Origin of the sequence: Kitasatospora hibisci (genome assembly GCF_043950205.1) — a bacterium.
GTDB classification, from domain to species: domain Bacteria; phylum Actinomycetota; class Actinomycetes; order Streptomycetales; family Streptomycetaceae; genus Kitasatospora; species Kitasatospora hibisci.
Map to the genome: position 1 here is coordinate 4,043,084 of NZ_CP171642.1, position 25,333 is coordinate 4,068,416.

Genomic DNA, 25,333 nt, shown 5'->3' on the forward strand with positions numbered 1-25,333 from the left:
CAGGGTGTCCAACCTCCGTCCGAGCACCGGGAGCTGACACATGACCGCGAAGCAGACCGTCACCGACGTCCTGATCGTCGGCGCCGGACCGACCGGACTGCTGCTGGCCGGCGACCTCGCCGCCGCCGGGGTCCGGGTCACCGTCCTGGAGAAGCGCGGCGCCGAGTCCAGCCTCACCCGGGCCTTCGCCGTGCACGCCCGCACCCTGGAACTGCTGGACGCCCGCGGCCTCGCCGACGACCTGATCGCCACCGGCCACCCGCTCTCCTCGCTGCGGCTCTTCGACCGGCTGCACATCGACCTCTCCACCCTGCCGACCCGCTTCCCGTTCGTCCTGATCACCCCGCAGTCGAACACCGAGCGGCTGCTCCAGGAGCGCGCGCTGAAGGCCGGCGCGACGATCCTGCGCGGCGCCGAGGTGACCGGGCTGCGCCAGGACGCCGAGGGCGTCACTTTGGAGACCGTCGAGGACGGCACCACCGGCGTCCACCGGGCCCGCTACGCGGTGGGCACCGACGGCGTCCACTCCACCGTCCGGGACCTGCTCGGCATCCCGTTCCCCGGCGAATCCGTGGTCAACTCGGTGGTGCTGGCCGACGTCCGGTTGGAGCGGACGCCCAGCGAGGTGATCACCGTCGGCGCCACCGAGGACGGCTTCGCCTTCATCGCCCCCTTCGGCGACGGCTGGTACCGGGTGGTCGCCTGGGACCGGACCGAGCACTACGCGGACGGCAAGCCGCCCACGGTCGAGCGGATCGCCGAACTCGTCCGCACCACCGTCGGCGAGGACTACGGCCTGCACGACGCCCGCTGGACCTCCACCTTCCACAGCGACGAGCGCCAGGTGCCCAACTACCGATCCGGCCGGGTCTTCCTGGCCGGCGACGCCGCCCACTGCCACTCCCCGGCCGGCGGCCAGGGCATGAACACCGGCCTCCAGGACGCCGCGAACCTCTCCTGGAAGCTCGTCGCAGCCCTCCGGGGCCACGCCACCGACGCCCTGCTCGACACCTACCAGACCGAGCGGCACCCGGTCGGCAGGGCCGTGCTCCGCAGCTCCGGCGCGCTGGTCCGGCTCGCCCTCGCCCACTCGGCGCCCACCCGGGCGCTGCGCGGCGCGCTCACCACGCTGGCCGACCACGTCGGCGCCGTTCCCGCGCGCGGCGCCCGGATCGTCTCCGGCATCGGCATCCGCTACGCCGCCCCCAAGGACGCCCACCCGCTGGTCGGCCGGCGCGTCCCGGACCTGCGGCTGACCAGCCTGGAGCGGCCCGGCGAGGACGCGGCCGGCGGGCCCGAGCGGCTCCACGAGGCGCTGCGCGCAGGGAAGTTCGTGCTGGTCAGCAATGACGAGCTGACCGCCGCCGAGCCGTGGGCGGACCGCGTGGTCACCGCCGCCCCGGCCGACCCGCACGGCAAGCTGCGCGACACCGTCCTGCTGGTCCGACCGGACGGCTACACCGCCTGGGCCGCCGTCGACCCGGGCCGCGGCGAGCTCCGGGCCGCCCTCGGGCGGTGGCTCGGCGCTCCCGCCGCGGACTGACCCGACCCGCGCCTGCGGGCGGGGCCGCCCGTCGTCAGCCCCGCACCTTCTCGTAGTGCCGCGCGGCCTTCGCCCGATTCCCGCACGCCGCCATCGAGCACCACCGCCGCCGGCCGTTCTGCGACGTGTCGAAGAAGTGCAGAATGCACGCCTCGTGCGCGCACTTCCTGATCCGGTGCGGCCCCTGCTCCAGCAGGCCGAGAAAGTCGTCCACCGCCAGCCAGGCCGCCAGCCACGGCGGCCCGTCCGCCTCGACCCGCGACACCGGCCCCGTCGGCCCGAGCTCCCGCCGCAGCCGCCCGTGCTCCAGCACCCCGTTGAGCCCGGCCACCGCCGCCGCCCCGATCGCGCCGTCCCGGTCCAGGTCCCCGACCGCCGCCGCCAGCGCCTCGCGTGCCTCCCGCAGGGCGGCCAGGCCGGCGTCGTCGGCGCGGCAGCGCCCGGCCAGCCCGGCGGAGGAGAGCCAGACCGCGTGCCCGTCCGGCTGTGCCAGCAGGTCGTTCACCGGGGTGCCCGACCAGCGGGTGTTCAGCAGGTCCAGGGAGAGCGGCTCGCCGATCAGCGGGCGCGGGTCCTGCGGGTCCGCCGTCCGGTCCGTCATCGGTCCTCCCTCGCGCTCGCCCGTCACCCGATTCTACGTCCGCCGTTCCCGCCCCCGAACGCCCCCGAATGCCCCCGAATTGCCGGAACGAATCGGCCGGAACGAATCGGCCCGACCGGCCGCCGTCTGTCGACCGGGCCGGCCGCGGCGAATTCCGGCTTTCACTGTATGGAGCACCCTCCAATCGGTTCTCCACAGTTGACTGTTCTTTAGCAACGAATTGCTTGACCATGAGCCAATTCCCGCACCGCCTCTGACATGTTCTAGCCAGCGCCTCACCCCAGAGGCGCCCTGGCCCCTGCCGGCCCCCACATGCCGGCCAGAGGAGGATTCCGTGCGCCCCCGCTCCCTCGCCCTCGCCGCGGCCTTCGCCGTGCTGCCGCTGTCCGCCGTCTCGCTCGGCGTGACCACCGCGCAGGCCGCCCCCACCCCCAACGCCGCCGCGCCCCGGGTCTCCCTGCCCGAGACGGTGACCCCCGCCGTGGCCCGCTCCGAGAAGAAGGGCGACGTCCCGGCCGACCAGCAGCTCTCGGTCGCGGTCAGCCTGAAGCTGCGCGACACCGCCGGGCTGGACCGCTTCCTGGCCGCGGTCGCCACCCCCGGCACCCCTGAGTACGGCCACTACCTGACGCCGCAGCAGTTCACCGAGCGGTTCGGCCCGACCCGGGCCGCCGTCGACCAGGTCAAGGCGTACCTCGCCGCCCAGGGCCTGACCGTCTCGGGCGTCAGCGACAACCGCCAGGTGGTCGACGCCCGCGGAACCGCCGAGCAGATCGCCGGGGCCTTCGGCACCCACGAGAGCGCCTACCTGGACCCGCAGCAGCAGCGCACCTTCTTCGCCAACGACGCCGCCGCCTCGGTGCCGGCCGACCTGGCCGCCGTGGTGCAGGGCATATCCGGCCTCAACAACCACACCGTCCGGACCACCCGGAACGTCAAGCCCTCGGCCCCCGCAGCGCCCAACGCATCGGCCTCCGCCCCGAGCGGCTTCGGCCCGACGCAGTACGACGGCGCCTACAACCTGAACAAGAACGGTGCCGACGGCACGGGCGTCACCGTCGCCCTCTGGGAGTTCGACGGCTACAGCGCGAACAACCTGAAGACCTACGACAGCCAGTACGGCCTGACCGGCCCGGCCGTCACCACGGTGTCGGTGGACGGCGCGAACTACGACTCCGCGCCCGGAGAGGGCCAGGGCGAGGTCGAGCTGGACAGCGAGATCGTGCGCGGCGTCGCCCCCAAGGCGACCCAGCTCGTCTACGAGGCGCCCAACAGCGACCAGGGCGAGATCGACATGGCCGCCAAGATCGTCGCCGACAACCGCGCCTCGGTCATCTCGATCTCGTGGGGCTCCTGCGAGCCGGACACCACCGCCTCCTCGATGACGGCGGTCGACAACTCCTTCAAGCAGGCCGCCGCCCAGGGCATCTCGATCTTCTCCGCCTCCGGCGACGACGGCTCGCGCGACTGCACCCGCTCCACCAGCGGCTCCACCGTCAAGGCGGTCGACTTCCCGGCGTCCAGCCCGCACCAGACCGGCGTCGGCGGTACCAACCTCAAGGTCTCCGGCACCGCCTACTCCTCGGAGAGCGCCTGGAGCACGGCCGGCGGCGGCGTCTCGACCGTGTTCGGCAAGCCCAGCTGGCAGACCGGAACCGGCGTCTCCGGCACCATGCGCACCGTGCCCGACGTCTCCTCCAACGCCGACCCGGCCAGCGGCTTCGCCATCTACACCGTCGGCGGCTGGCAGGTGTACGGCGGCACCAGCGCGGCCGCGCCGCTCTGGTCCGGCTACGCGGCCCAGTTCAACCAGAAGGCCAAGGCCGCGTCGAAGCCGGTGCTCGGCGAGGCCAGCCCGAAGCTGTACGCGGTGGCCAACAGCGCCGCCTACGGCTCGGCGTTCCACGACGTGACCACCGGCAAGAACCAGGACTTCACCACCAAGGCCGGCTACGACCAGGTCACCGGCTGGGGCAGCCCGATCGCCGACGCCCTGACCACCGCGCTGCTCGGCGGCACCACCCCGCCGCCCTCCGGCGGCTGCACCGCGACCCAGCTGATCGGCAACGGCGGCTTCGAGACCGGCACCGCGGCGCCGTGGACGGCCAGCAGCGGCGTGGTCGACAACAGCACCGGCGAGGCGGCCCGCTCCGGCTCCTGGAAGGCCTGGCTGGACGGCTACGGCAGCACCCACACCGACACCCTGGCGCAGACCGTCACCGTCCCGGCCGGCTGCAAGGCCACGCTCTCGTTCTGGCTGCACATCGACACCGCCGAGTCCGGCGGCACCGCCTACGACAAGCTGACCGTCCAGGCCGGCTCGACCACGCTGGCCACCCTGTCGAACACCAACGCGGCGACCGGCTTCGTCCAGAAGTCGTTCGACCTCTCGGCCTTCGCCGGCCAGACCGTGACGATCAAGTTCACCGGCACCGAGGACTCCTCCCTGAAGACCAGCTTCGTGATCGACGACGCCGCGGTCGACGTCTCCTGACCCCTCCCGATCACGCCCGTGTGATCACCCCGCCGGTCCCGCGACCGGCGCCCGTCACCGGGGCGGTCCGCACCAGGACCGCCCCGGTGGTGTGTTTCCGCACTGTTTCAAGATCGATAACCCTGAGGTTCAACACTCGTGACCACTGTCATACGCACGACTGATGACGTAGCCTCTCGACCGTGCATAGGGTTCCCCACAGCTCGGTGAAGCCGCTGACGGCGCCCCCCGGCGCCGACGGCCCGGCCACGCCGAACCCGCATGGTGGGGAAGGTAACCGCATGGGCTCACAGCAACCCCAGGACGCTCGGCTGCGGCTGGTCGGCCCGCGCCCCGTCACGCCCGCGCCCGCCCCGGCGCCCGCACCCGCGCCGGCCACACCCGCTGCCGTCGGCCGCCCCGCCCCCAACGGGGGCTTCGCCGAGACGCTGCACCTGGCGATCGAGGCCAGCGGCCTCAGCCTGGACCGGATCCGCGCCGCCCTGGCGCAACGCGGGGTCAGGGTCAGCGTCACGACGCTCAGTTACTGGCGCCGCGGGCGCAGCCAGCCCGAGCGGGCCAGCTCGCTGCGCGCCGTCCACCTGCTGGAGGAGTTGCTCGGGCTGCCGCACTCCACGCTCTCCGCGCTGCTCGGCCCGCCCCGTCCGCGCGGCCGCTGGGCCGCCGCCGCCAACACCTGCACCCTGCGGCTTGAGGACGTGTGGCCGGGCGAGCAGGAGATCGCGGACGTCTTCGCCGAGCTGGACGCACCGCCGGCCGGCGAGCTGGAGCGGCTCTCCATCCACGACTCGTACTACGTCGGCGCCGACCGGCGCGGCAACCTGCTGCGGATGCGCCAGGTCGTCCGGGCCACCGTCAGCGGGGTCACCCGCTGCCTGGTCGTGCACAAGGCCGACGAGGAGGCCACCGGCTGCCCGGAGATCACCGGGGTCCGGCACGGTCGGCTGGGCCGGGTCCGCCGCCGCCCGGAGGCCGGCCTGGTCGTCGGCGAGCTGATGCTGGACCGCCCGCTGGGCCTGGGCGACAGCACGGTCTTCGAGTACGAGGTGGAGATCCCGTCCGGCGGAGCCGAGACCATGGAGTACAGCCGCCGGTTCGCCATCCCGGTGCGCGAGTACGTGCTCCAGGTGCACTTCGACCCGGCGGCCGTCCCGGTCCACTGCGAGCGTTACGACCGAGCCCCCGGCGAGGACGTCGACCGCCGCCGCGAGCAGCTCTGGATCGGCGCCTCCGCCAGCGCCCACGTGCTCGCCCCGGACCAGCAGCCGGGCCACATCGGCATCCGCTGGGAGTGGGAGTAGCCCCACCGCCCGCCCCGGGCGCGCCCTCCGGGGCCGCACCCGGGGGCACTCTTGTCATGCTACGGACATAGATTCTCTAACCCTTCAAACTCCGAGTAACGGTTGACTCCTCATCGTCTAACTCCTACATTCTCTAGTGACGGTTAGGTATGAGCATCCCCGGGATGCCCCGGCCACGGGAGTGATCAGGCATGTCCAGCACCACCCTCAGCAGCACCCTGCAGACCGGCCACATCGGCCTGAACGTCACCGACCTGGACCGCTCGGTCGCGTTCTACCGGCGCGCCCTCGGCCTGGAGCCGATGCACGAGGGCACCGAGCCCGACCGCCGCTACGCCTTCCTCGGCCGCGAAGGCCGGCTGGTGATCACCCTCTGGCAGCAGAGCGAGGGCAGCTTCGCCACCGGCACGCCCGGCCTGCACCACCTCTCCTTCCAGGTCGACTCGCTGGAGGAGGTCCGCGCCGCCGAGCAGGTGCTGCGCGAGCTCGGCGCCGAGTTCGCCCACGACGGCGTCGTCCCGCACGGCGAGGGCACCGCCTCCGGCGGGATCTTCTTCACCGATCCGGACGGCATCCGGCTGGAGATCTACACCCCGCAGGGGGTGGACGAGACCGGGGCCGAGGCGCCCACCAAGGCCGCACCGACCTGCGGATTCTTCTAACCACCGGCCACCGGCCACCGCGCCGGGCCGCACCCGCCGACCTCTCGCAGACCCAGGAGGCACCCCGCCATGACCGGCAGCACGCCCTACCACCCGGGCGAGCGGGCGGTGCAGGCCCGGGCCGGCCGCACCGACCGGGCCGACCACTCCGGCCGCGCCATCGGCTCGACCATCCCGGCCGTGGCCGCCCGCTTCCTCACCGAGCGGCAGGTGCTGGTGGTCGGCGCCGCCGACGCCGAGGGCCGGCTCTGGGCCACCCAGCTCACCGGCGAGCCCGGCTTCCTCCGGGCGCCGGACGAGCGGACCCTCACGGTGGCGGCCGGGCCCGCCGCGGACGACCCGCTGGCCGCCGTCCTGGCCGGACCGGCCGAGGTCGGGACGATCGCGCTGGACCCGGCCGGCCGGCGCCGGATGCGGCTCAACGGCCGCTCCGCACCGGACGGCCGGGGCGGCCTGGTGATCGCCGCCGACCAGGTCTACGCCAACTGCCCCAAGTACATCCAGCGCCGCAGCCCGGCGGGCCGGCCGGCCGCCGGCACCCCGCACGCCGTCGCGGCCGGTCCGGTGCTCTCCACCGCCCAGCAGCTGGCGGTGGCGGTCTCCGACACCTTCTTCGTCGCCACCGCCGGTCCGGACGGCCGGGTGGACGCGTCGCACCGCGGCGGCAACCCCGGGTTCCTCCGGGTCCTCGGGCCGGACCGGCTGCGCTGGCCCGAGTACGCCGGCAACAGCATGTTCATGACTCTGGGGAACCTGGAGCTCGACCCGCGCGCCGGGCTGCTGCTGCCCGACTGGGAGACCGGCGGGGCGCTGCTGATCACCGGCGAGGCCCGGACCGACTGGTCCGGGCCCGCGCGGGACGGCCTGCCGGGCGCCGAGCGGGTGGTCGACCTCACCGTCACCGCCGTCCTGGAGCTCGCCGACGCCACCCCGCTGACCTGGACCGAGCCCGAGTACTCCCCGGCCAATCCGCCCGCCGCCGCCTGACCCACCGTCCGACCCGCCGCCTGACCCGGCGCCGGTCCCGGGCTCCCCACCCGCCCGCTGGCCGGCCGTCAGGTCCGCACGTGCGCACCTCGGCGCACCGCCCGGCCGCCGAACGGTCGTCACCCCACCGGCCCAATCCGCCGCGCCGAGCACCCGTCCGCTGCGGGACCTTGGAGGCCGGCACCACGCGGCCACCGGCCCGGAGGGTCGGCCCTGACGGCTCGCCATGGCCGACCGGGAGAGAGGCGGAACATGACCCGAACCGAGCGACCGACCCCGCTGCTGGAGTTCGACGAGGTCGAACCGGACGAGGACTGCATATGCCCGGGTTGCAGCGCCCGCCGCCGGGCCCGGCTGCACGCCGCACCGGTGCACGAGGGCGGGCACGCCGCGGCCCGGAGCCTCCGGCGGCGGGCCGCCGTCCTGGTGGCCGCAGCGAGCACCGCCTTCGCCGGCGGCGCGGCCGGTGCGGCCGCCGCGCCGGCCCCCGGGGACAGCAGCGCCCCGACCACGACCAACCCGCAGGGCGGGGTCACCGGCCCCTACGGCGGCGAGGCCGTCGCCTCCGCCGCGACGGCCGACGCCGCCGCGCCGGTCACCCGGGCGCAGATCATCGAGCGGGCGCAGAACTGGGTGAACCAGAAGGTCCCGTACAGCATGAGCCGCTACTGGACGGACGGCTACCGCCAGGACTGCTCCGGCTTCGTCTCGATGGCCTGGGGCCTGGGCAGCAGTCAGACCACCTGGACACTGATCGACTTCGCCGAGCGGATCGGCAAGGCCGACCTCCAGCCCGGCGACGTCCTCGTCTACAACAACCCGGCCAACCCGCAGGCCGGCTCGCACGTGACCATCTTCGGCGGCTGGACGAACACCGCCCGCACCCGCTACCTGGCCTACGAGCAGACCGCCCCCGGCACCACCAAGCGGGACACCCCGTACGCGTACTGGAGCGACTCCGCCTCCTACGTCCCGTACCGTCTCTCGGCGCTCTCCCCCGGGACCAGCAGCGACGGCGCGTCGTCGACGGCCTTCCCCGGGGCGGACAGGTTCGGCCCGGGCGCCGACAACGCCTACGTCACCGAGCTCGGCAGGCTGCTGGTCCAGCGCGGCGGCGGTCGGTTCTACACCGACGGCCCTGGCCCGCGCTGGGGCGAGAGCGACCGCAGGGCCACCGAGGCGTTCCAGCTCGCCCAGGGCTGGCGCGGCAGCGAGGCCGACGGCCTCCCCGGGAAGGACACCTGGGACTACCTGGTCAACCACAAGGGCCGCGACATCGCCCCGGCCACCCCGCCGCCGCCCCCGCCGGCCGGCCCGGGGGTGCCCGCCTTCCCCGGCCGGGACCGGTTCGGGCCCGGGGCGGACAACGACGACGTCCGGCGGCTCGGCGAGCAGCTGGTCCGCAAGGGCTTCGGCGGGTTCTACACCGAGGGGCCCGGCCCGCGCTGGAGCGAGAGCGACCGCCGGTGCGTCCAGGCCTTCCAGGAGGCCCAGGGGTGGCACGGCGACGAGGCCGACGGCCTCCCCGGGCCGGACACCTGGGCGCGGCTGTTCTCCTGACCGGGTTCGCCCCGACCGTCCGTTCCCCGGCACCCGCGCCCGGCGGCTCCGGCCACGGTCACCGCGGCGGGCCGGGGCGGCCGGGCGGGCGCCCCGACATCCAGTGGAAGAGGCCCATCGCCACACTGGTCGCCAGGTTGAAGCTGGAGACCCCGGGCTGCATCGGCACCGCGACCAGGTGGTCCGCCCGCGCCCTGAGCTCGTCCGAGACCCCGTGCCGCTCGGTGCCGAAGGCGAGCAGGGCGTCGTCCGGGAAGGCGGTGGTCCGGATGTCCGCGCCCTCCGGGTCGAGCACGTAGAGCGGGCCGGCGGGCAGGTCGGGTAGCCCCAGCCGCTCCACGGCGGTGGCGAAGTGCAGGCCCGCGCTGCCCCGGACCACGGTGGGGTGCCAGGGGTCCAGGACTCCGGTGGTCACCACGCCGGCGGCGCCGAAGCCGGCGGCCAGCCGGATCACCGCGCCGACGTTGCCGAGGTTGCGCGGGTTCTCCAGCACGACGACCGGTGCCGTCCGGGGCCGGTGGGCGAGAGCGACCAGGTTGGCCGCCGCGGTCGGCCGGACGGCCAGCGCGATCACACCGGTCGGGTGCAGCCGCGGCACCAGCTCCCGCAGCTCCGCCTCCGGCAGCTCCACCGCCAGGCGGTCCAGCGCCGGCCCCACGTCCTCGGCCAGCTCCGCGGCGAGCGCCAGCAGCGCCGCCCGGTCGGCGGTCAGCACCTGTCGGACGTCCCCGCCGAAGCGCAGCGCGTGCTTCAGTGCGTGGAAGCCGTCCAGCAGCACCGTCCCGGGCTCCTGCGCCCCCACCCGCCAGGCCCGCACCCACTGGTCCTCGTTCATGCCGCCCACTCTGCCACCCCGGGCGCCCGTCACCGGCAGCGGACGCCCGTCACCGGCAGCGGGCGGTCGGAGCGGCTCCCGCGGCGGCCGGAGGCGGGGAGTCCACGGGCGGGTCCTCCGGGGAGGCCGCCGGCAGGCCGCCCGGCGGCGCCGCGGCCGACGGACGCAGCCGCGGGAGCCCGATCCGCCGCCCGGCGCCGGCCACCCGGGCGGCGACCCAGCGCAGCGCCGCGGTCGGCAGGAAGACCGCGTCCGCCGCGACCATCGCCAGCGAGAACACCGGCAGTCCGAGCAGCACCGCGATCCCCAGGTGCTCGGCCATCATCACCACCAGCAGCGCGTTCTTGACCCGCCGGCTGACCAGCGTGAAGGGGAAGGCGACCTGCAGCGCCACCGTCCCGTAGGAGATCAGGAAGACCGGCAGCAGGGCCGAGGAGACCAGCCCGGAGAGCCCCGGCCAGGGTGTGAAGTAGTCCAGGTGCAGCGGGTAGTAGAGCGCGGTGCCGTCCTGCCAGCGCGAACCCTGCACCTTGTACCAGCCGGCCGTGGCGTAGATCAGCACCACTTCGGCGGCGATCACCAGCATCGCGCAGTTGTGCACCATCGCGGCCAGCGCGTCCAGCACCGCGCGCAGCTCGCCGTCCCGCCGCAGCCGCCCGAGCAGCCACCAGACCCCGGCCACCGCCCACAGGCCCCAGAACACCGGGGCCCAGCCGACGTACGGGAAGGCCGCGGCCGTCCAGGTCAGGCTCTCGCCGGAGAAGTCGCCGAGCTGGCAGACCAGCAGCAGCCCGCCGAGCAGCGCCCAGAGCACCACCCCGCCCCGGCCGCCGGCCGGGCGCCGGGCGTCCAGCGACCAGACCTCGGCACAGCGGGTGAAGACCAGGTAGACCGCCATCAGGTGGACGACGTTGTCGCCGCCGTCACCGAGGAAGACGTTGCGGTTCTGCAGCGACAGCACGGTGACCAGGAACAGCACGCCGCTCGCCCTGGTCCGCCAGCCGAGCAGCAGCGCGGCGGCGGAGAGCACCGCCAGGTGGTAGACGAGCTCGAACCAGAGCCGGCCGCCGAACCAGGGCAGGACGGTCAGCGCCCCGTTGTCGGCGAGCAGCCGCCCGGCCAGGTCGAGCGACCAGGGCGAGGTGTCGCCGTAGAGCATCCGCCGGTTGGGCCACTCCCGCACCAGGTACGTCAGCCAGACCAGGCCGAAGCCGATCCGCACCGCCGCCGCCTGGTGCCGTCCGAGCGCCCGGCCGGTGAAGGCCCCGAAGAGCCTGGCGACCACGGCGCCGAGCTCCGCGCCCCGGCGGGCGGCGGGCGCCGCCGGAACGGCCGGCCGGGCGGGGGCACCGTCGAGCAGCGGCCCGGGGCCGCCGGCCCGCGTCGTCCCGTTCACCCGAGCCCCCGGTGGTCCTCGTCGTCGACCGGCCACCACGGCAGCTCGCGCACCTTCGGCGCGGGCGGCGCGGCCTCACCGCTCCAGTCCGGCGGCGGTACGGTCGCGGTCGTCACCCGGAACTCGATCTCCAGTATCCGGTCGCCCTCGACGGTGCGGCCGATCCGCTGCAGCGCGATCCGTTTGAGGTACTGCTCGGCCAGCTTGCCGCGCGGGTTGGTCAGCGAGTCGTCCTGGGCGTTGTGCGAGCCCTCGTAGAAGTCCCAGGCCCGGCGGAGCAGGTTCTGGTCGGCGTGGCTGGGCGCCGGGTTGCCGCGGATCGCGGCGATGTCCCCCGCGGTCAGCCCGATCCAGTCGTGGGTGCGGGTGGCACCGCCGGGCTCGACCGTCCGCACCCGCACGTCCAGGGTGACGTTCTGCTGCAACGGGTTGGGCGCGAACAGCTTCCAGTTCTGCTCGAACTCCGGGTACACCAGGCCGTCGACCTCGTCCCGGTACTCCCGGGACAGCGTGTTGGCCGGGGCGACGTGCAGGAACACCGCCCCGAGGAAGAGTCCGGTACCCGCCACGAGCAGCGCGCCGGCCGTGCCGAGCACCACCAGCGCCGGCCTCGACCAGGCCCGCCCACCGGGTGGCGCGTCGGCGCTCTCCGCCATGGACCCTCCCCCACGCTGCGGCCGGGAGGTGCCGCCACCCGGGCGGGCACCGCCGGTCCCGTCCCGGCTCGGTCGCGCGCCCATCCTGCCCTACCGGCCGCGGCGGCGGGAGCCGCGGCCGCAGCCGGACCGGGACCGGGGAGGAGCCGGGACGGTGCCTAGAGGACGAAGGCGTCGTGGCCGCCGGAGGAGACCATCGGACGGCCGGCGCCGTCCCAGGCGTACATGCCGCCGTCCACGTTCACCGCGTCCCGGCCGTTCTGCACCAGGTACTGGACGACCTGCGCGGAGCGCCCGCCGACCCGGCAGAACACGTACAGCCGCTCCTGCGGCAGCTCGTCGATCCGCGCGATCAGCTGGCCCATCGGGATGTGCAGCGCGCCGTCCACGTGACCGGCGTCCCACTCGTCCTGCTCGCGGACGTCGAGCAGGGCGGCGTCGGCGGGGACGGAGGCGGCGTCGGTGGTGGGGATCTGGGCGAACATCGTCTGGCTCTCCTGGGGCTCGGAACGGTCCGGTCCATTCTCCCGCACCGCCGGGCCCCCGCCGAGCAACCGCTCCAGCTCGGCCTGCTGGGCGGCGGCCTTGGCCAGCAGCTGCTCGGCCAGCTCCTCCAGCAGCTTGTCCGGGTCCTGCGGGGCGAGCGCGAGCAGCTGGCCCATCGCCGTGTTCTCCAGCCGGACCTGCTCGGTGGCGGTCTCGGCGATCTTGGCGTTCAGCCACTCCAGCCGGCGGCGCAGCCAGCCGAGCCGGTCGGGCGACTCCACCGCGGGCGCCGCCTCGGGGGCGGTCGACCACTCCGCGGCGAGCCCCTCCAGCGCTGCGGTGTCGCCGAACGCGTAGGCCTCGTTGACCCGGACGAGGAACGCCGCCCGGCGCTCCTGCTCGGCCGGGTCGGTGGTGAGGTCGGGGTGAGCGCGGCGGACCAGCTCGCGGTAGATCCGCTGGGCCTCCCGGCCGGGTCGCACCCGGGCCGGCGCAGCCGGCGGCGGGGCCGCCGCGTCCTGCTCCTGGACGCTGTCGAACAGTGCGTCCAGGTCGGGCAGTTCGTCCACCCGCCGGCGTGCCTCGGCGGCCCGCCGGACGTCCTCCGGGTGGCCGGTGCGGGCGGCCACCGTCTCGGCGATCAGCGCGTCCAGCTCGTCCAGCCGGGCGTAGAGCGGGCCGAGCAGCTGGTGGTGGATCAGGGCGAAGTTGTCGATCTCGACCCGCAGCGTCTGCATGTCGACGTCCATGGTGAGCCAGGCGAGTTCGGCGGCGGCGACCCGCTCCTCCAGCTCCTGCTGCTCCGGGTCCGTCCAGCGGGCGGGGATCTGCGCGGTCACGTCTCGCCTCTGTCTCGTCCTGCCGACTCGGTGGCGCCGCCCTCGACCTGCCGCCCGGCCCTCCGGGTGCCCGCCGCACGGCACGGCTCGGCCTGCCACCCTACCCCGGGCGGTTTCCCGGCCACGTGCCCTCGGCGGACCCTCCGTCCGGGGCGCTGCCTCCGGTGGACGGGGAGTGCGGACCGGCGCACGCCGAGTGACACGCAACTGATACTGATGAATCTGCTCGTTTCGGTACCGGGTCCGGCCCGGTCCGTGCTTCGCTGGTATCCGCACAGCGTGCCTTCCTCCGTAGAGACGGGCCGCCTCCAGGCGTGGCGGCCAGGCGGGAGCAGACCGAATCCATGGTGGACGAGCCCAACTCCACAGCGCGTCCGGCGGCCACCGCGGCCGCCCCCGGAGCCGCGTCGGGTGACCAGTCGTCAGGCGTGGTCGCCCTGGTCCGGCTCGCCCTCGTGCTGGTCGACCGCACGGGCCGGATCGCGCAGTGGAACCGGGCCGCAGAGGAGCTGTTCGGGCACCGCGCCGAGGTCGCCCGGGACCGCTCGGCCGCCGGCCTGCTGCCCGCCGTCGAGCCGCGCAGCGTCCCCGGGCCCAGCGCCCCCGGCGCCCGCCGCCGCTGCGACGCCCTGGGCACCTTGGCCGAACTGACCGCCGCCGAGGGCGCCTGGGCCGGGCAGATGTCGGTCGTCGACCGTGAGGAGCACCTGCGCGACGTGCTCTGGTGGGCCTACCGCCCGGCCGACCCGTCCGCCGGCCTGCTGGCCCTGGCCGCCGATGCCCGCCCGCTGCGCGCGGCCGGCCCGCGGCTCGCCCTCGGCGAGCGCCGGCTGCCGTTCGCCGCCGCAGCCGCAGCCCGGGGCGGCTTCCACCGGCTCTCCGCCGCCCTCACCGCACCCGGCCGCCCGGTGCCCGAGCCGTTCGCCCGGCTGCTCCCGGCCGGCTCCGCCGAACGCCGGGCGGCCCTGCTCGACGGGCTCGGCCGCGCCGGCCGGCCCGCCCTGCGTCTGGACCCCGGAACCGTGCTGCCCGTCCTGCCCGCCGACCCGCCGACCGGGGCCGCCCAGGCCGCCGCCGGCATCGGCCGCCGCTACCCGACCGCCCAGCAGCGGGCCGGCCGGAGCGGCCCGCAGCCGGAGCAGTCCGCGCCCGGCCGCCGATCCGCCGGACCGCTGCCCGTCCAGCGCGACGCCGCCGAGCGGCCCGCCGCCCCCGCCGCGGCGGGCCAGCCCACCGGGCACCCCGCGGCCGCCCCGGGCGCTCCGGGCGCTCCGGGCGCGGCCACCCCGACCGCAGGAGGACCCGCCATCGAGCAGGCCGCCGTCGAGTCGTCCGCCAACGGCCACCCGACGGGCCGGGACGACCAGGCCACACCCCCGCCGACCCCGCCCTGCCCCATCACCGCGGAGGAGGGCGCCCGGCCGAGCGGCCGGCTCGGCCCGTTCCTGACCAACGGCCAGGCCGGCGAGCAGCTGGCCCTGCTCAACGAGGTCGGCGGCAAGGTCGGCACCACCCTCGACCTCGGCTTCACCGCGCACGAGCTCTGCCAGGTGCTCGTGCCCCGGGTCGCCGACTTCGCCTGCGTGGACCTGGTGGACGGCCTGATCTCCGACTCCGAACTGCCCGAGGCCCGGCCGGACGACGACACCATGCTCCGCCGGGTCGCCCTGGTCTTCAACGAGTCCGCCGGCCAGTGGGACCACGTCCTCGCCGAGGGCGCGCTGGTCGCCATGCCCCGCCGCACACCGCCCGGCATGGCGCTCCAGCTGAACCAGCCGGTCCTGGTCCCGGTGGTCAGCCCGGACGTCGCCGTCGACTACGCCTCCGCGCTCGGCGGCCCCCGGCTCGCCTCGGTGGTCACCGGGCGCTCGATGCTGGTGGTGCCGCTCTCCGCCCGGGGCACCGTGCTCGGCATCCTCAAGCTCCTCCGGCTGCCCGACCGGCTCCCCTTCGACGAGGGCGACGCCGCCACTCTCAAGGAGCTGGCCGCCCGCGCCGCGCTGTCGCTGGACAACGCCCGGCTGCACCGGGCCGAGTCCAAGGTCGCCACCACGCTGCAGCGCTCGATGATCCCGACCCGCCCGCCGCAGATCCCCGGCGTGCAGATCGCCCACCGCTACCTGCCCGGCGACTCCAAGGCCGAGGTCGGCGGCGACTGGTTCGACGCGATCCAACTACCCGGCAGCCGGGTCGCCCTGGTGGTCGGCGACGTGATGGGCCACGGCATCCACTCGGCCGCCGCCATGGGCCGCTTCCGCACCGCGATGCAGACCCTGGCCGCCCTCGACCTGCCGCCCGGCCAGCTGCTGCGCCATCTGGACAACCTGGCCCACAAGCTCGGCGACGACCACCTCGCCACCTGCCTCTACGCGGTCTACGACCCGATCAACCGGACCTGCGAGCTGGCGAGCGCCGGCCACGTGCCCCCGGTACTGGTGCACCCGGACGGCAGCGGCGAGCTGCTGGAGATCCCGGCCGGGGCCCCGATCGGCGTCGGCGGGGTGCCGTTCGTCGCCAAGACCATCGACGTCTCCGACGGCTCGATGCTGGTCCTCTGCACCGACGGCCTGGTCGAGGTCCGGGGCGGCGACATAGGAGCGGGGCTGGCGGCGCTCTGCGGGAACCTGATCGACCCGCGGCAGAGCCCGGAGGAGGCCTGCGACGTGGTGTTGGAACGGCTCCATTCGGACGACCGCAAGGACGACGTCGCCCTGCTGGTGGCCCGCTTCGACGGCGTTGCGCCGACCGAGGTGGCCACCTGGGACCTCACGGTCGACCACCGCGAGGTCCGCCGGGCCCGGGCCCTGGTCCGCAAGCAGCTGGCCGCCTGGCACCTGGAGATGCTGAGCGACACCACCGAGCTGCTGGTCAGCGAGCTGGTGACGAACGCCGTCCGGGTCGCCCGGGACCGGGTCCAGTTGCAGCTGATCCGGGTGGACAAGCTGCTGGTCGAGGTGAGCGACGACAACCACAACCTGCCGTCGCTGGAGCCTGCCGAGCAGCTCGGCGAGACCGGCCGCGGCCTGACCCTGGTCACCAAGCTCGCCGAACACTGGGGCACCGCCCGCAAGGCCGTCGGCAAGGTGGTCTGGTTCGAACTCCCGCTTCCCCCGGCCTGATCCCGCTGCCCGCTCGCCCGAACCGCACCCCCGGCGAGCGGGTGGAGCTCACGCCTGTGCGGCGCCGGCGGACGTCCGACGGCGGGCCTCGGCGGCCACCTCCATCGAGGCCGCCGCGGCCACCGATGCGGCCGCGCCGACCCCGGCCAGCACCCGGGGCCAGAAGTCCCCGAACACCTCCACGGAGACCGCGATCAGCAGCGCCGTGATCACCGCGACCACGTGCTCCAGACCCGCCAGGTTCGGCAGGATGATCGCCTCGCCGACCATCAGCGCCACCACCAGGCCGGCCGTGAACCAGGCCCGGCAGCGGAAGGCGATGCAGATCGCCAGAGCCACCACGGCCGCCGACGGGCCGGTGTCACGGACGTAGGCGACCCACTTCGGGAACCCGAACACGTGCTCCGGGCCGATCGCCACGCCCACCCGGGCGAACAGCGTCCCGGCCAGGGTGCAGGCGTAGGCCACCACCAGGGTCAGCCGCCGGCCGAGCACGATCTCGGCGATGCCGAAGACCACGAATACCTGCGCCAGCGCCCCCCAGACCGGCAGGTCCAGCGCCGGCACGTACAGCGACAGCGGCGTCCGCAGCAGCGAGACCTCCAGCGGCAGCACGGCCTTCACCACCCCGATGTGGGTGACGAGCCGCTCTCCGCCCGGCAGGTGCTGGACGATGCTGAACAGCAGGATCATGGCCGTCGCAGCGGTGGCGAGCGGGACGGCGGCGAACTTCTTCGCCACGAGTCGCCGGCGAACCGTGCCGAACAGCAATCCCCACTCGGCGACAGCGGCCGCTCCGGCAATAGCCAGCGGCCCCTTTCGCACGCCCCCCGCGTGGGTCAGGTCAATCACAGCAGTCTCTCCAAATCCCCGAAGCCATCCCCGAAGCCGGAACGCCTTCCCGACCACCCCAACATTAGAAGCCGATTAATGAATCCACATCGGCATATAAGTGGAGTCGCGTCATCCTCTGGGGGGAGGGAACAGCACGAAACACCCCCATCCGGACGACCGGTCCCCTCCGCCCCCCGGCGGAGGGACTACCCCTTCCCGTCCCGCGCCGCCACCGGCACCCGGGGAGCCGCCACGGCGGTCCCGGAGTGCCGACGACGGAACAGAGCGGGCAGGCTCGGTGCGGTGATGAAGCCCTCGGCCCGGGCACTCGCGATACCGATCCGCGGAATCTCGCTGCTCTTCTCGAAGAGCAGATAACGCGGCTCCCAGATCGGCCGGTACTTGGCGTTGGCCCGGTACAGGGATTCGATCTGCCACCAGCGGGAGAAGAAGCCCAGTACGGAACGCCAGAGCCGGAGCACCGGCCCGGCACCCAGTCGCGAACCGCGCTCGAAAACGGAACGGAACATCGCGAAGTTCAGCGAGACCCGCTTCAGCCCGACCTCGTCCGCCCGCTGCAGGAGTTCGATCACCATGAACTCCATCAAGCCGTTCTCGGTGTCCCGGGCCCGGCGCATCAGGTCCAGCGAGAGCCCGTCCGGTCCCCACGGGACGAAGCTCAGCAGCGCCTTCAGCTCGCCGTCGCCGTCGTGGCACTCCAGCATCACGCAGCGCCCGTCGGCCGCGTCACCGAGCCGGCCGAGCGCCATCGAGAAGCCGCGCTCGGTCGCGCCGTCGCGCCACTGGTCGGCCTTGGCCACCAGCTCGGCCATCTCGGACTCCGGGATCGCCTCGTGCCGCCGGATCCGCACCGTGTAGCCCGCCCGCTTGACCCGGTTGTACGCCTGGCGCACCACCCGCATCGCCCGGCCGTCCAGCGAGAACTCGTCCAGCTCGACGATCGCCTCGTCGCCCAGCTCCAGCGCGTCCAGCCCGTGCCGGGCGTAGATCACCCCGGCCTCCTCGGAGGCCCCCATCACGGCCGGCGCCCAGGCGTGCTCGCGGGCCTCGGCCAGCCAGGCGTCGATCGCGCCGGGCCACGCCTCCGGGTCACCGATCGGGTCGCCCGAGGCCAGCGAGACCCCGCCGACCACCCGGTAGGTCACCGCCGCCTTGCCGCTGGGGGAGAACACCACGGCCTTGTCGCGGCGCAGCGCGAAGTAGCCCAGCGAGTCCCGCTCGCCCTGCCGGTCCAGCAGGGCGCGCAGCTGCTCCTCGTCCTCCGGGGTCAGCAGCTCCTTGCCCCGGGGGCTGCGGAAGGCCACGTAGAGGACGATCAGGAAGAGCACCGCGCCCATCGCGTTGATCACCGCGTTGACCCAGGTCGGCGCGGAGATCACCGAGCGCAGGTGCTCGGACGGCGTGATGGTGATCATGCGGCCGACCGAGTAGCGGAAGAGGTCCCAGAAGTCTGCGCCGGAGCGGTCGTTGGCCAGCCAGACCAGGAAGGCGCCGACGATGCCGCCGAAGGCCAGGCCGCCGACGAAGGTGGCCGCCGCGGTCTTCGGGTTGGAACGGTCGCCCTTCGACGTGAACTCCTTCCGCCCGACCAGCAGCGCCAGCACGAAGGAGCAGGTGAGAACGGTGGAGACGTAGTTCAGCGGGTGCCGGTCGAAGCCCTCGCCCGGCAGCGCCATGGCCACCAGGTAGAGCAGCGCGAAGAGCCCGGCCAGTGCGGTGTTGAAGATCCATGCGGCCCGCTTGCGCCGCCGCATCGCGATGGCGAGGAACACCGACAGCACGGCGCTGCTGAGGCCGGCCGTCATCAGGTAGGGGGTGAAGTACTCGCCCTCGTTGTGCGTCTCGACCTGGTCCCGGAACGGCGCCAGCAGCACGGTCACCAGGTTCAGCAGCGCGATCAGGCGCAGGTACCAGACGGTGGCCGTCGCGGCCCGCGGGCGCCAGCGGTCCAGCGGGGAACCCGGCCGGGCCCCGGTCGAGGCGGCGGACGGCTCCGGCTTCACAGTGGACGACACAGCTCAATTCCAAACGATCAGATGGTGGGGCGCATCCGCACACGGCCCGGCGCCGGGCGCCCGCACGGGCCCGACGGACTGACCAGCGGCCCTCGCCGAGGCCGGAAGAACCGGCAAAGGGGCAGCCAATTCCATGGTTCCCCACCCCGGATGAGAATTGCGTGAACCCGGTAGGCGATTCCGACCCCCGCCGAACGGCGGGGGTGCGCGCCCCGCCGTGCGTTCGGCTCCCCGCGCACGCCGGCCCGGCGCGGATCGCCGGCCACGCACTAGTCTCGAAACCGCGCAAACAGACCACATCGAGCGCGGACCGGCGGGCCCGGGCGCCCGAACCGAGGAGGGGACCATCACCACCACCCGTGTGCTGATCGTCGACGACGAGATCCTGGTCCGCTCCGGCCTCGGCCTGATCGTCGGGTCCGCCCCCGATCTGGAGGTGGTCGGCGACTGCTCCGGCGGCCAGGCCGAGCAGTGCGTCCAGCGCCTGCGCCCGCACGTGGTGCTGCTCGACATCCGGATGCCCGATCTGGACGGCATCTCCGTGCTGCGGCGGCTGCGCGCCCTCCCCGATCCGCCGGCCGTGGCGATGCTGACGACCTTCGACACCGACGAGTACATCGGCACCGCCCTGCGCGCCGGCGCGGTCGGCTTCCTGCTCAAGGACACCGCCCCGGACCAGCTGGTGCACGCCGTCCGGGTGCTGGCGGCCGGCGGCAGCATCCTCTCCCCGACCGTCACCCGCACCGTGATCGGCGGCTACGTGGACGGCGGCGGCCCGGACGCCGAGGCGGCCGGCCTGGCCCGCTCCCTCACCGGCCGCGAGCTCGACGTGCTGGCGCTGCTCGGCGAGGGCCTCTCCAACGCCGAGATCGCCGACCGGCTCTTCCTCGGCACCGGCACCGTGAAGGACCACATCAGCGCGATCCTCGGGAAGCTCGGCGCCGCCAACCGGGTCCAGGCCGCCGTCATCGCCCACCGGGCCGGCCTGGTGCGGCCCAGGCCCGGCGACGGCGCATGAGCACCGACGGACCACCGCCCGCCAGACCGGCGGGGCCCTGGTACACCGCGCCCTGGCTGATGCTGCTGCTGCCCACCCTCTACTCCCTGGTGGACGCCGCGCTGGTGGCCCGGGACGCGCCCTGGTGGCAGGTCCTGCTCTCGACGCTCGCCGCCGTCGTACTGCTCTGGCGCCGGCGCTTCCCGGTCACCGTGCTGCTGCTGACCATGCCCGGCAGCTACATCGACGACATCTGGCTCGCCCCGATAACCGCCGTCTACACGGTGGCCGCCGAGCGCCCCTCCCCGCGCGTGGTGGTGCCGTGCGCAACCCTCTTCGCCCTGGTCGAGTTCTTCCACTGGCCGCTCTCCGAGCAGACCTTCGCGCTCAACCGGGACACCGCCCTGTACGCGATCCAGTCGGTCATGCTGGCCGCCGGCCCGGCCGCCACCGGGCTGCTCTCGCGCACCCGGCGCGAGCTGGCCGCACGGCTGGACGAGCTGACCCGGGGCCAGGAGCGGGAGAGCCGGCTGCTCGCGGAGCGGGTCCTGATCAGCGAGCGCGGCCGACTGGCCCGGGAGATGCACGACGTGGTCTCGCACCAGGTCAGCCTGATCAGCATCCAGGCCGGGGCGCTCCAGGTAAGCACCGCCGACCCGGCCGCCGCGGCCACCGCCCGGACCATCCGGGAGCTCTCCGTGCGCACCCTGGAGGAGCTCCGGCAGATGGTCGGGGTGCTGCGCACCTCCGGCCTGCGCCCGGACGCCCCGCTGGCCCCGCAGCCCCGGCTGGCCGACCTGCCCCAGCTGATCCGGGAGAGCGGTCTGGCCGCCGAGGCCGAGCTGGCGCCCGGCGACCGGACCTGGCCGGAGGCGGTCGAACGCGCCGCCTACCGGACGGTGCAGGAGGCACTCACCAACATCACCAAGTACGCGCCGGAGGCCGCCGTCCACGTGAAGGTCAGCGCCCGCGGCCGTCGGCTGCGGGTCGAGGTCCGCAACGACGCCCCACCGGTACGGCCGGCCGAGACGCTGCCGGGCGGCGGGCACGGGCTGGTCGGCCTGCGGGAGCGCGCCCAGCTGCTCGGTGGCACGCTCACGGCCGGGCCGACCCCCGGGGGCGGCTTCGAGGTCCGCGCCGACCTGCCGGCCAGCCGGGGCTGAGCCCGGCCGAGGCCTCCCCCGGCTGGCCGGGACCGCCCGGAGCGGGCCGGGGCGACAGCACCGCGGAGACGACGAGAAAGCCCCGCAGATCCGAAGATCTGCGGGGCTTCGCTGTGCGCGAGGGGGGAGTTGAACCCCCACGCCCTTTCGGGCACTGGAACCTGAATCCAGCGCGTCTGCCTATTCCGCCACCCGCGCATGGGTGTTTGTCGTGGTTGCCAGCCGACCAGCCGACCCGCCCGGTACCATGTGGACCTTCGCGGTTCTTCGATCCGGCTCCCTTGCGGGCGCCCCTTCCGACGTGGAAAACAGTAGCACGACCTTCGGGCCACCTCCGAATCCGTTTCCCGGAGGGGCCGAGCGCATCCGAACGGATGCCCGGCGAACTGGCGAGCGAGGGATGGGGCTCCCGTCGGAGGGGTAGCCCTGGCATGCTGCCGCGGGGATGCGTCACCCTGTGTGTCCGAGCCCACCCCCGGGCACCACGCGGTCCGGGAACCGTATGGATGGCCCCGGCGTGGATACGATCAGTACGGAAGTACCGCAAGTAGGCGCGACCGGCTCCCCGGGATCCGGTCGGCAGGCAGGCGAACGAACCCTGGAAGGGGGTGCCCCATGGGAGTGCTGAAGAAGTTCGAGCAGCGACTTGAGGGTCTCGTCAACGGCACCTTCGCCAAGGTGTTCAAGTCCGAGGTCCAGCCCGTGGAGATCGCCGGCGCTCTGCAGCGCGAGTGCGACAACAACGCGAGCATCTGGAACCGCGACCGCACCGTCGTGCCCAACGACTTCATCGTGGAGCTGAGCCCGCACGACTACGAGCGCCTGAGCCCCTACTCCGGCCAGCTGGGCAACGAGCTTGCCGGCATGGTCCGCGAGTACGCCGAGGCCCAGCGGTACAGCTTCATGGGCCCGCTCCAGGTGAACCTGGAGAAGGCCGACGACCTGGACACCGGCCTGTACCGGGTGCGCAGCCGCACCCTGGCCGCCGAGGAGCCGCAGCAGCAGGCCCCGGCGCAGCCCACCCAGGGGGGCGGCTACGGCCGTCAGCCGGCCGCCCCGGCCCCCGGCGCGCCGTGGCAGCAGCCCGGCGCCGCCGCGTACAGCGCGCCCCCGCAGCCGGTCGCACCCCCTGCCATGCCCTCCGCCGCCCCGCCCGCGGGCGGCAACGTGCGCCCGTTCCCGGGCGCCGGCCACGGCACCTCCGTCCGCCGCTGGATCGAGGTGAACGGCGCCCGCCACCAGATCTCCGGGAACGCCTGCGTACTGGGCCGCTCGACCGAGGCCGACGTGCGGATCGACGACCCCGGGGTCTCCCGCAAGCACGCCGAGATCCGCCCCGGCACCCCCTCGATGGTGCTGGACCTGGGGTCCACCAACGGCATCGTGGTGGACGGACAGCACACCCAGCGCGCTACGCTCCGCGACGGCTCGCGAATCGTCGTGGGCTCCACCACCATCGTCTACCGACAGGTCGAAGGGTAGAGCGGCGCGGTTATGTCTGAACTGACCCTCACGGTCATGCGGCTGGGTTTCCTCGCCGTGCTGTGGCTCTTCGTCATCGTCGCGGTCCAAGTGATCCGCAGCGACCTCTTCGGCACCAGGGTGAACCCCCGGTCCTCGCGCCGCGGCGGTGCCGCGACCGCGACCGGCGGGGCCGCCACGGTCCCCGGCCGCGCCCCGCAGGGGCAGCCCGCCGCCCAGCAGCAGACCCAGGGCGGCGGCCGCCGCCGCGGTGCCCCGACGCAGCTGGTCGTCGTCGCCGGCTCGCTGGCCGGGACCACCGTCGCGCTGCAGGGCCAGACCATCACGCTGGGCCGCGCGCACGACTCCACGATCGTCCTGGACGACGACTACGCGTCCTCCCGGCATGCCAGGATCTATCCCGATCAGACTGGGCAGTGGACGGTGGAGGATCTAGGCTCCACCAACGGCACCTATCTGGACCGGCAGCGCCTGACCGCGCCGACACCGCTCCAGCCGGGCATGCCGATCCGTATCGGCAGGACCGTCATCGAACTGCGGAAGTAGAGCGCATGAGGGACAGCATCCCGTCCATGACCCAGAGGGGGGCTCAGGTCGCATGACCCTGGTGCTGCGCTTCGCCGCCGGCTCCCACAAGGGGCTGATCCGGGAGGGGAACGAGGACTCCGGCTACGCCGGGCCGCGGCTGCTTGCCGTGGCCGACGGCATGGGCGGCGCCGCGGCCGGTGAGGTCGCGTCCTCCGAGGTGCTCGGCTCCATCGTCCGCCTGGACGAGGACGTGCCGGGCGCCGACCTGCTGACCCTGCTCGGCGACGCCGTCCAGGGCGCCAACGACCGCCTCCGGCAGATGGTCGAGGAGGATCCTCAGCTCGAAGGCATGGGCTGCACCCTCACGGCGATGCTGTGGACCGGCCAGCGGATGGGCCTGGTGCACGTCGGCGACTCCCGCGCCTACCTGCTGCGGGACGGCTCGCTGGTGCAGATCACCCAGGACCACACCTGGGTGCAGCGCCTGGTCGACGAGGGGCGGATCACGCCCGAGGAGGCCGAGACCCACCCGCAGCGCTCGCTGCTGATGCGGGCGCTGGACGGCCGCGGCCAGGTCGAGCCCGACCTGTCGATCCGCGAGGTCCGGGCCGGCGACCGCTACCTGATCTGCTCCGACGGCCTCTCCGGTCCGGTCAGCCACCAGACCCTGCAGGACACCCTCGGGAGCTTCTACTCGCCCGAGCAGACCGTGCAGGAGCTGATCCAGCTCGCGCTGCGCGGCGGCGGTCCGGACAACATCACCTGCATCGTGGCGGACGTCATCGACGTCGGCGTCACGGACACCATGAGCGGGCAGTTCAACGACGTCCCGGTGGTCGTCGGCGCGGTCGCCGACACCCCGCCGTCCTCGGCCGCCGCCGACCGCTCGATCGCCGACACCCCGGCCGGCCGGGCGGCCGGCCTCGGGCGCACCCCGCAGGGCGCCTTCGGCCCCGCCGAGGGCTACGACGGCGGGTACGACGCCGCCCCGGGCGGCTTCGGCCCGGCGGAGGGCTACGACGGCGGCTACGGCGCCGCCGAGCCCTCCGTCTACGGCACCGAGGGCTACGACGACGAGCCGCCGCGCAAGCGCAAGGGCAAGGCGCTCAAGCTCTCGGTGGTGGCGCTCGTCACCCTGGGCCTGCTCGGCGGTGCCGGCTTCTTCGGCTACAAGTGGACGCAGGACCAGTACTACGTCGGTGCGGACGGCGACCACGTCGCGATCTACCAGGGCCTCAACCAGAACCTGGTCGGGCTGAGCCTGTCCTCGGTGCACACCTCGTACAAGGACATCGAGCTCAAGTACCTGCCGCAGGACCAGCGCACCCATGTGACGAACACCATCACGGCGAGCAGCTTCGGCGACGCCGACGACAAGGTGAAGAAGCTGGCCGAGCAGGCCGCCTTCTGCCACCGGGTCGCCGACGCCCGGGCGAACGCCAACGGCCAGACCACCGCGGGCACGCCTGCGGCCGGCCAGCCCACCGCGGTGCCCGCCGCCGCGGTGGCGCACGCCGGGTTCCTGGCCGCCGGCTCGCCCAGCCCGTCCGCGACCGGCCGGGCCCCGGCCGCGCCCACCCCGAGCGCGACCCCGGCCCCGACGCCCAGCACGGCGGCTCCCAGCCAGAGCGCCGCCGCCCCGGCCACCGGGCCGCAGGGCGACCTGCCCGGCTTCTCCGACGAGGAGCGGCAGAAGGCCGACTCCTGCCCGAAGCCGTGACGGCCGTGACCCGACATAGGCCCGCCCGGCGCGGGCCCGCCGGCCGTCAGGGAGCGGCCCCCAAGTGAGCGAGCGAATGATCGAGAGGCGCGCG

19 protein-coding genes and 1 tRNA gene are annotated in these 25,333 nt (G+C 74.2%); 12 read left to right on the top strand and 8 right to left on the bottom strand.

The features are described from left to right. The first annotated feature begins 40 nt into the window (after positions 1 to 40). Entirely contained in the window at positions 41 to 1,543 is a 1,503-nt protein-coding gene (locus ACF9IK_RS17430) for an FAD-dependent monooxygenase (protein WP_395295119.1), read from the top strand. A 34-nt stretch (positions 1,544 to 1,577) separates the two neighbouring features. Here the strand turns inward: ACF9IK_RS17430 and ACF9IK_RS17435 are convergent, their stop codons facing one another. Next, positions 1,578 to 2,144, bottom strand: a complete 567-nt coding sequence (locus ACF9IK_RS17435; RefSeq protein WP_395295120.1) for a CGNR zinc finger domain-containing protein — start codon at positions 2,142 to 2,144, stop codon at positions 1,578 to 1,580. A gap of 334 nt (positions 2,145 to 2,478) precedes the next feature. On the opposite strand from ACF9IK_RS17435, the gene ACF9IK_RS17440 reads away from it, so the two are divergent. From ACF9IK_RS17440 to ACF9IK_RS17460, 5 genes are all read left to right on the top strand, one after another. Then, positions 2,479 to 4,638, top strand: a complete 2,160-nt coding sequence (locus tag ACF9IK_RS17440; RefSeq protein ID WP_395295121.1) for a protease pro-enzyme activation domain-containing protein — start codon at positions 2,479 to 2,481, stop codon at positions 4,636 to 4,638. Positions 4,639 to 4,919: 281 nt separating this feature from the next. Beyond that, the gene (locus ACF9IK_RS17445; protein WP_395295122.1) at positions 4,920 to 5,939 is read left to right on the top strand and encodes an XRE family transcriptional regulator; all 1,020 of its coding nucleotides are present in this window, start codon (positions 4,920 to 4,922) and stop codon (positions 5,937 to 5,939) included. A gap of 191 nt (positions 5,940 to 6,130) precedes the next feature. After that, complete coding sequence (locus ACF9IK_RS17450; RefSeq protein WP_395295123.1) at positions 6,131 to 6,601, top strand: VOC family protein; 471 nt, start codon at positions 6,131 to 6,133, stop codon at positions 6,599 to 6,601. A 69-nt stretch (positions 6,602 to 6,670) separates the two neighbouring features. Next, entirely contained in the window at positions 6,671 to 7,588 is a 918-nt protein-coding gene (locus ACF9IK_RS17455; RefSeq protein WP_395295124.1) for a pyridoxamine 5'-phosphate oxidase family protein, read from the top strand. A 252-nt stretch (positions 7,589 to 7,840) separates the two neighbouring features. After that, positions 7,841 to 9,148, top strand: a complete 1,308-nt coding sequence (locus ACF9IK_RS17460; protein ID WP_395295125.1) for a peptidoglycan-binding protein — start codon at positions 7,841 to 7,843, stop codon at positions 9,146 to 9,148. Between the two features lie 58 nt (positions 9,149 to 9,206). Here ACF9IK_RS17460 and ACF9IK_RS17465 read toward each other — a convergent pair whose 3' ends face one another. From ACF9IK_RS17465 to ACF9IK_RS17480, 4 genes are all read right to left on the bottom strand, one after another. After that, positions 9,207 to 9,983, bottom strand: coding sequence for a TrmH family RNA methyltransferase (locus ACF9IK_RS17465; RefSeq protein WP_395295126.1), 777 nt, complete (start codon positions 9,981 to 9,983; stop codon positions 9,207 to 9,209). A gap of 49 nt (positions 9,984 to 10,032) precedes the next feature. Continuing rightward, positions 10,033 to 11,379, bottom strand: a complete 1,347-nt coding sequence (locus ACF9IK_RS17470; RefSeq protein ID WP_395295127.1) for an HTTM domain-containing protein — start codon at positions 11,377 to 11,379, stop codon at positions 10,033 to 10,035. Beyond that, positions 11,376 to 12,035: a DUF5819 family protein gene (locus tag ACF9IK_RS17475; protein ID WP_395295128.1), complete on the bottom strand. Its 660-nt coding sequence runs from the start codon at positions 12,033 to 12,035 to the stop codon at positions 11,376 to 11,378. The genes ACF9IK_RS17470 and ACF9IK_RS17475 overlap by 4 nt, the downstream gene beginning before the upstream one ends. 158 nt (positions 12,036 to 12,193) lie before the next feature. After that, positions 12,194 to 13,360 carry a rhodanese-like domain-containing protein gene (locus ACF9IK_RS17480; RefSeq protein WP_395295129.1) on the bottom strand — a complete coding sequence of 389 codons (1,167 nt, stop codon included), beginning with the start codon at positions 13,358 to 13,360 and terminating at the stop codon, positions 12,194 to 12,196. 344 nt (positions 13,361 to 13,704) lie between these two features. Here ACF9IK_RS17480 and ACF9IK_RS17485 point away from each other — a divergent pair, with 344 nt between their 5' ends. Further along, positions 13,705 to 16,479: an ATP-binding SpoIIE family protein phosphatase gene (locus ACF9IK_RS17485; protein ID WP_395295130.1), complete on the top strand. Its 2,775-nt coding sequence runs from the start codon at positions 13,705 to 13,707 to the stop codon at positions 16,477 to 16,479. Between the two features lie 48 nt (positions 16,480 to 16,527). Here ACF9IK_RS17485 and ACF9IK_RS17490 read toward each other — a convergent pair whose 3' ends face one another. Both ACF9IK_RS17490 and ACF9IK_RS17495 read right to left on the bottom strand, forming a co-directional pair. Further along, on the bottom strand, positions 16,528 to 17,220 hold the full coding sequence (locus tag ACF9IK_RS17490) for a hypothetical protein (RefSeq protein ID WP_395295131.1): 693 nt from the start codon (positions 17,218 to 17,220) through the stop codon (positions 16,528 to 16,530). A gap of 299 nt (positions 17,221 to 17,519) precedes the next feature. Then, complete coding sequence (locus ACF9IK_RS17495) at positions 17,520 to 19,349, bottom strand: phosphatidylglycerol lysyltransferase domain-containing protein (protein WP_395295132.1); 1,830 nt, start codon at positions 19,347 to 19,349, stop codon at positions 17,520 to 17,522. Positions 19,350 to 19,716: 367 nt separating this feature from the next. On the opposite strand from ACF9IK_RS17495, the gene ACF9IK_RS17500 reads away from it, so the two are divergent. Continuing rightward, the gene (locus tag ACF9IK_RS17500; protein WP_395298603.1) at positions 19,717 to 20,367 is read left to right on the top strand and encodes a response regulator; all 651 of its coding nucleotides are present in this window, start codon (positions 19,717 to 19,719) and stop codon (positions 20,365 to 20,367) included. Beyond that, positions 20,364 to 21,509 carry a sensor histidine kinase gene (locus ACF9IK_RS17505; RefSeq protein WP_395295133.1) on the top strand — a complete coding sequence of 382 codons (1,146 nt, stop codon included), beginning with the start codon at positions 20,364 to 20,366 and terminating at the stop codon, positions 21,507 to 21,509. Before ACF9IK_RS17500 ends, ACF9IK_RS17505 begins: the two co-directional genes overlap by 4 nt. 114 nt (positions 21,510 to 21,623) lie before the next feature. On the opposite strand, the gene ACF9IK_RS17510 is transcribed toward ACF9IK_RS17505, so the two are convergent. Continuing rightward, positions 21,624 to 21,707 (bottom strand) — tRNA-Leu (locus ACF9IK_RS17510). Between the two features lie 417 nt (positions 21,708 to 22,124). Here ACF9IK_RS17510 and ACF9IK_RS17515 point away from each other — a divergent pair. Genes ACF9IK_RS17515 through ACF9IK_RS17525 form a run of 3 tightly spaced genes read left to right on the top strand, consistent with a single transcriptional unit; the run spans position 22,125 to position 25,239 of the window. Then, positions 22,125 to 22,991, top strand: a complete 867-nt coding sequence (locus tag ACF9IK_RS17515; RefSeq protein ID WP_395295134.1) for an FhaA domain-containing protein — start codon at positions 22,125 to 22,127, stop codon at positions 22,989 to 22,991. Between the two features lie 12 nt (positions 22,992 to 23,003). Then, positions 23,004 to 23,537 carry an FHA domain-containing protein FhaB/FipA gene (locus ACF9IK_RS17520; RefSeq protein WP_395295135.1) on the top strand — a complete coding sequence of 178 codons (534 nt, stop codon included), beginning with the start codon at positions 23,004 to 23,006 and terminating at the stop codon, positions 23,535 to 23,537. 52 nt (positions 23,538 to 23,589) lie between these two features. After that, positions 23,590 to 25,239 carry a PP2C family protein-serine/threonine phosphatase gene (locus tag ACF9IK_RS17525; protein WP_395295136.1) on the top strand — a complete coding sequence of 550 codons (1,650 nt, stop codon included), beginning with the start codon at positions 23,590 to 23,592 and terminating at the stop codon, positions 25,237 to 25,239. The last annotated feature ends 94 nt before the right edge of the window (positions 25,240 to 25,333 follow it).

Coding starts and splice junctions, on each gene's coding strand:
- ACF9IK_RS17430 (WP_395295119.1), top strand. CDS start 41: ATGACCGCGAAGCAGACCGTCACCGACGTCCTGATCGTCGGCGCCGGA.
- ACF9IK_RS17435 (WP_395295120.1), bottom strand. CDS start 2,144: ATGACGGACCGGACGGCGGACCCGCAGGACCCGCGCCCGCTGATCGGC.
- ACF9IK_RS17445 (WP_395295122.1), top strand. CDS start 4,920: ATGGGCTCACAGCAACCCCAGGACGCTCGGCTGCGGCTGGTCGGCCCG.
- ACF9IK_RS17450 (WP_395295123.1), top strand. CDS start 6,131: ATGTCCAGCACCACCCTCAGCAGCACCCTGCAGACCGGCCACATCGGC.
- ACF9IK_RS17455 (WP_395295124.1), top strand. CDS start 6,671: ATGACCGGCAGCACGCCCTACCACCCGGGCGAGCGGGCGGTGCAGGCC.
- ACF9IK_RS17460 (WP_395295125.1), top strand. CDS start 7,841: ATGACCCGAACCGAGCGACCGACCCCGCTGCTGGAGTTCGACGAGGTC.
- ACF9IK_RS17465 (WP_395295126.1), bottom strand. CDS start 9,983: ATGAACGAGGACCAGTGGGTGCGGGCCTGGCGGGTGGGGGCGCAGGAG.
- ACF9IK_RS17475 (WP_395295128.1), bottom strand. CDS start 12,035: ATGGCGGAGAGCGCCGACGCGCCACCCGGTGGGCGGGCCTGGTCGAGG.
- ACF9IK_RS17485 (WP_395295130.1), top strand. CDS start 13,705: ATGGTGGACGAGCCCAACTCCACAGCGCGTCCGGCGGCCACCGCGGCC.
- ACF9IK_RS17505 (WP_395295133.1), top strand. CDS start 20,364: ATGAGCACCGACGGACCACCGCCCGCCAGACCGGCGGGGCCCTGGTAC.
- ACF9IK_RS17515 (WP_395295134.1), top strand. CDS start 22,125: ATGGGAGTGCTGAAGAAGTTCGAGCAGCGACTTGAGGGTCTCGTCAAC.
- ACF9IK_RS17520 (WP_395295135.1), top strand. CDS start 23,004: ATGTCTGAACTGACCCTCACGGTCATGCGGCTGGGTTTCCTCGCCGTG.
- ACF9IK_RS17525 (WP_395295136.1), top strand. CDS start 23,590: ATGACCCTGGTGCTGCGCTTCGCCGCCGGCTCCCACAAGGGGCTGATC.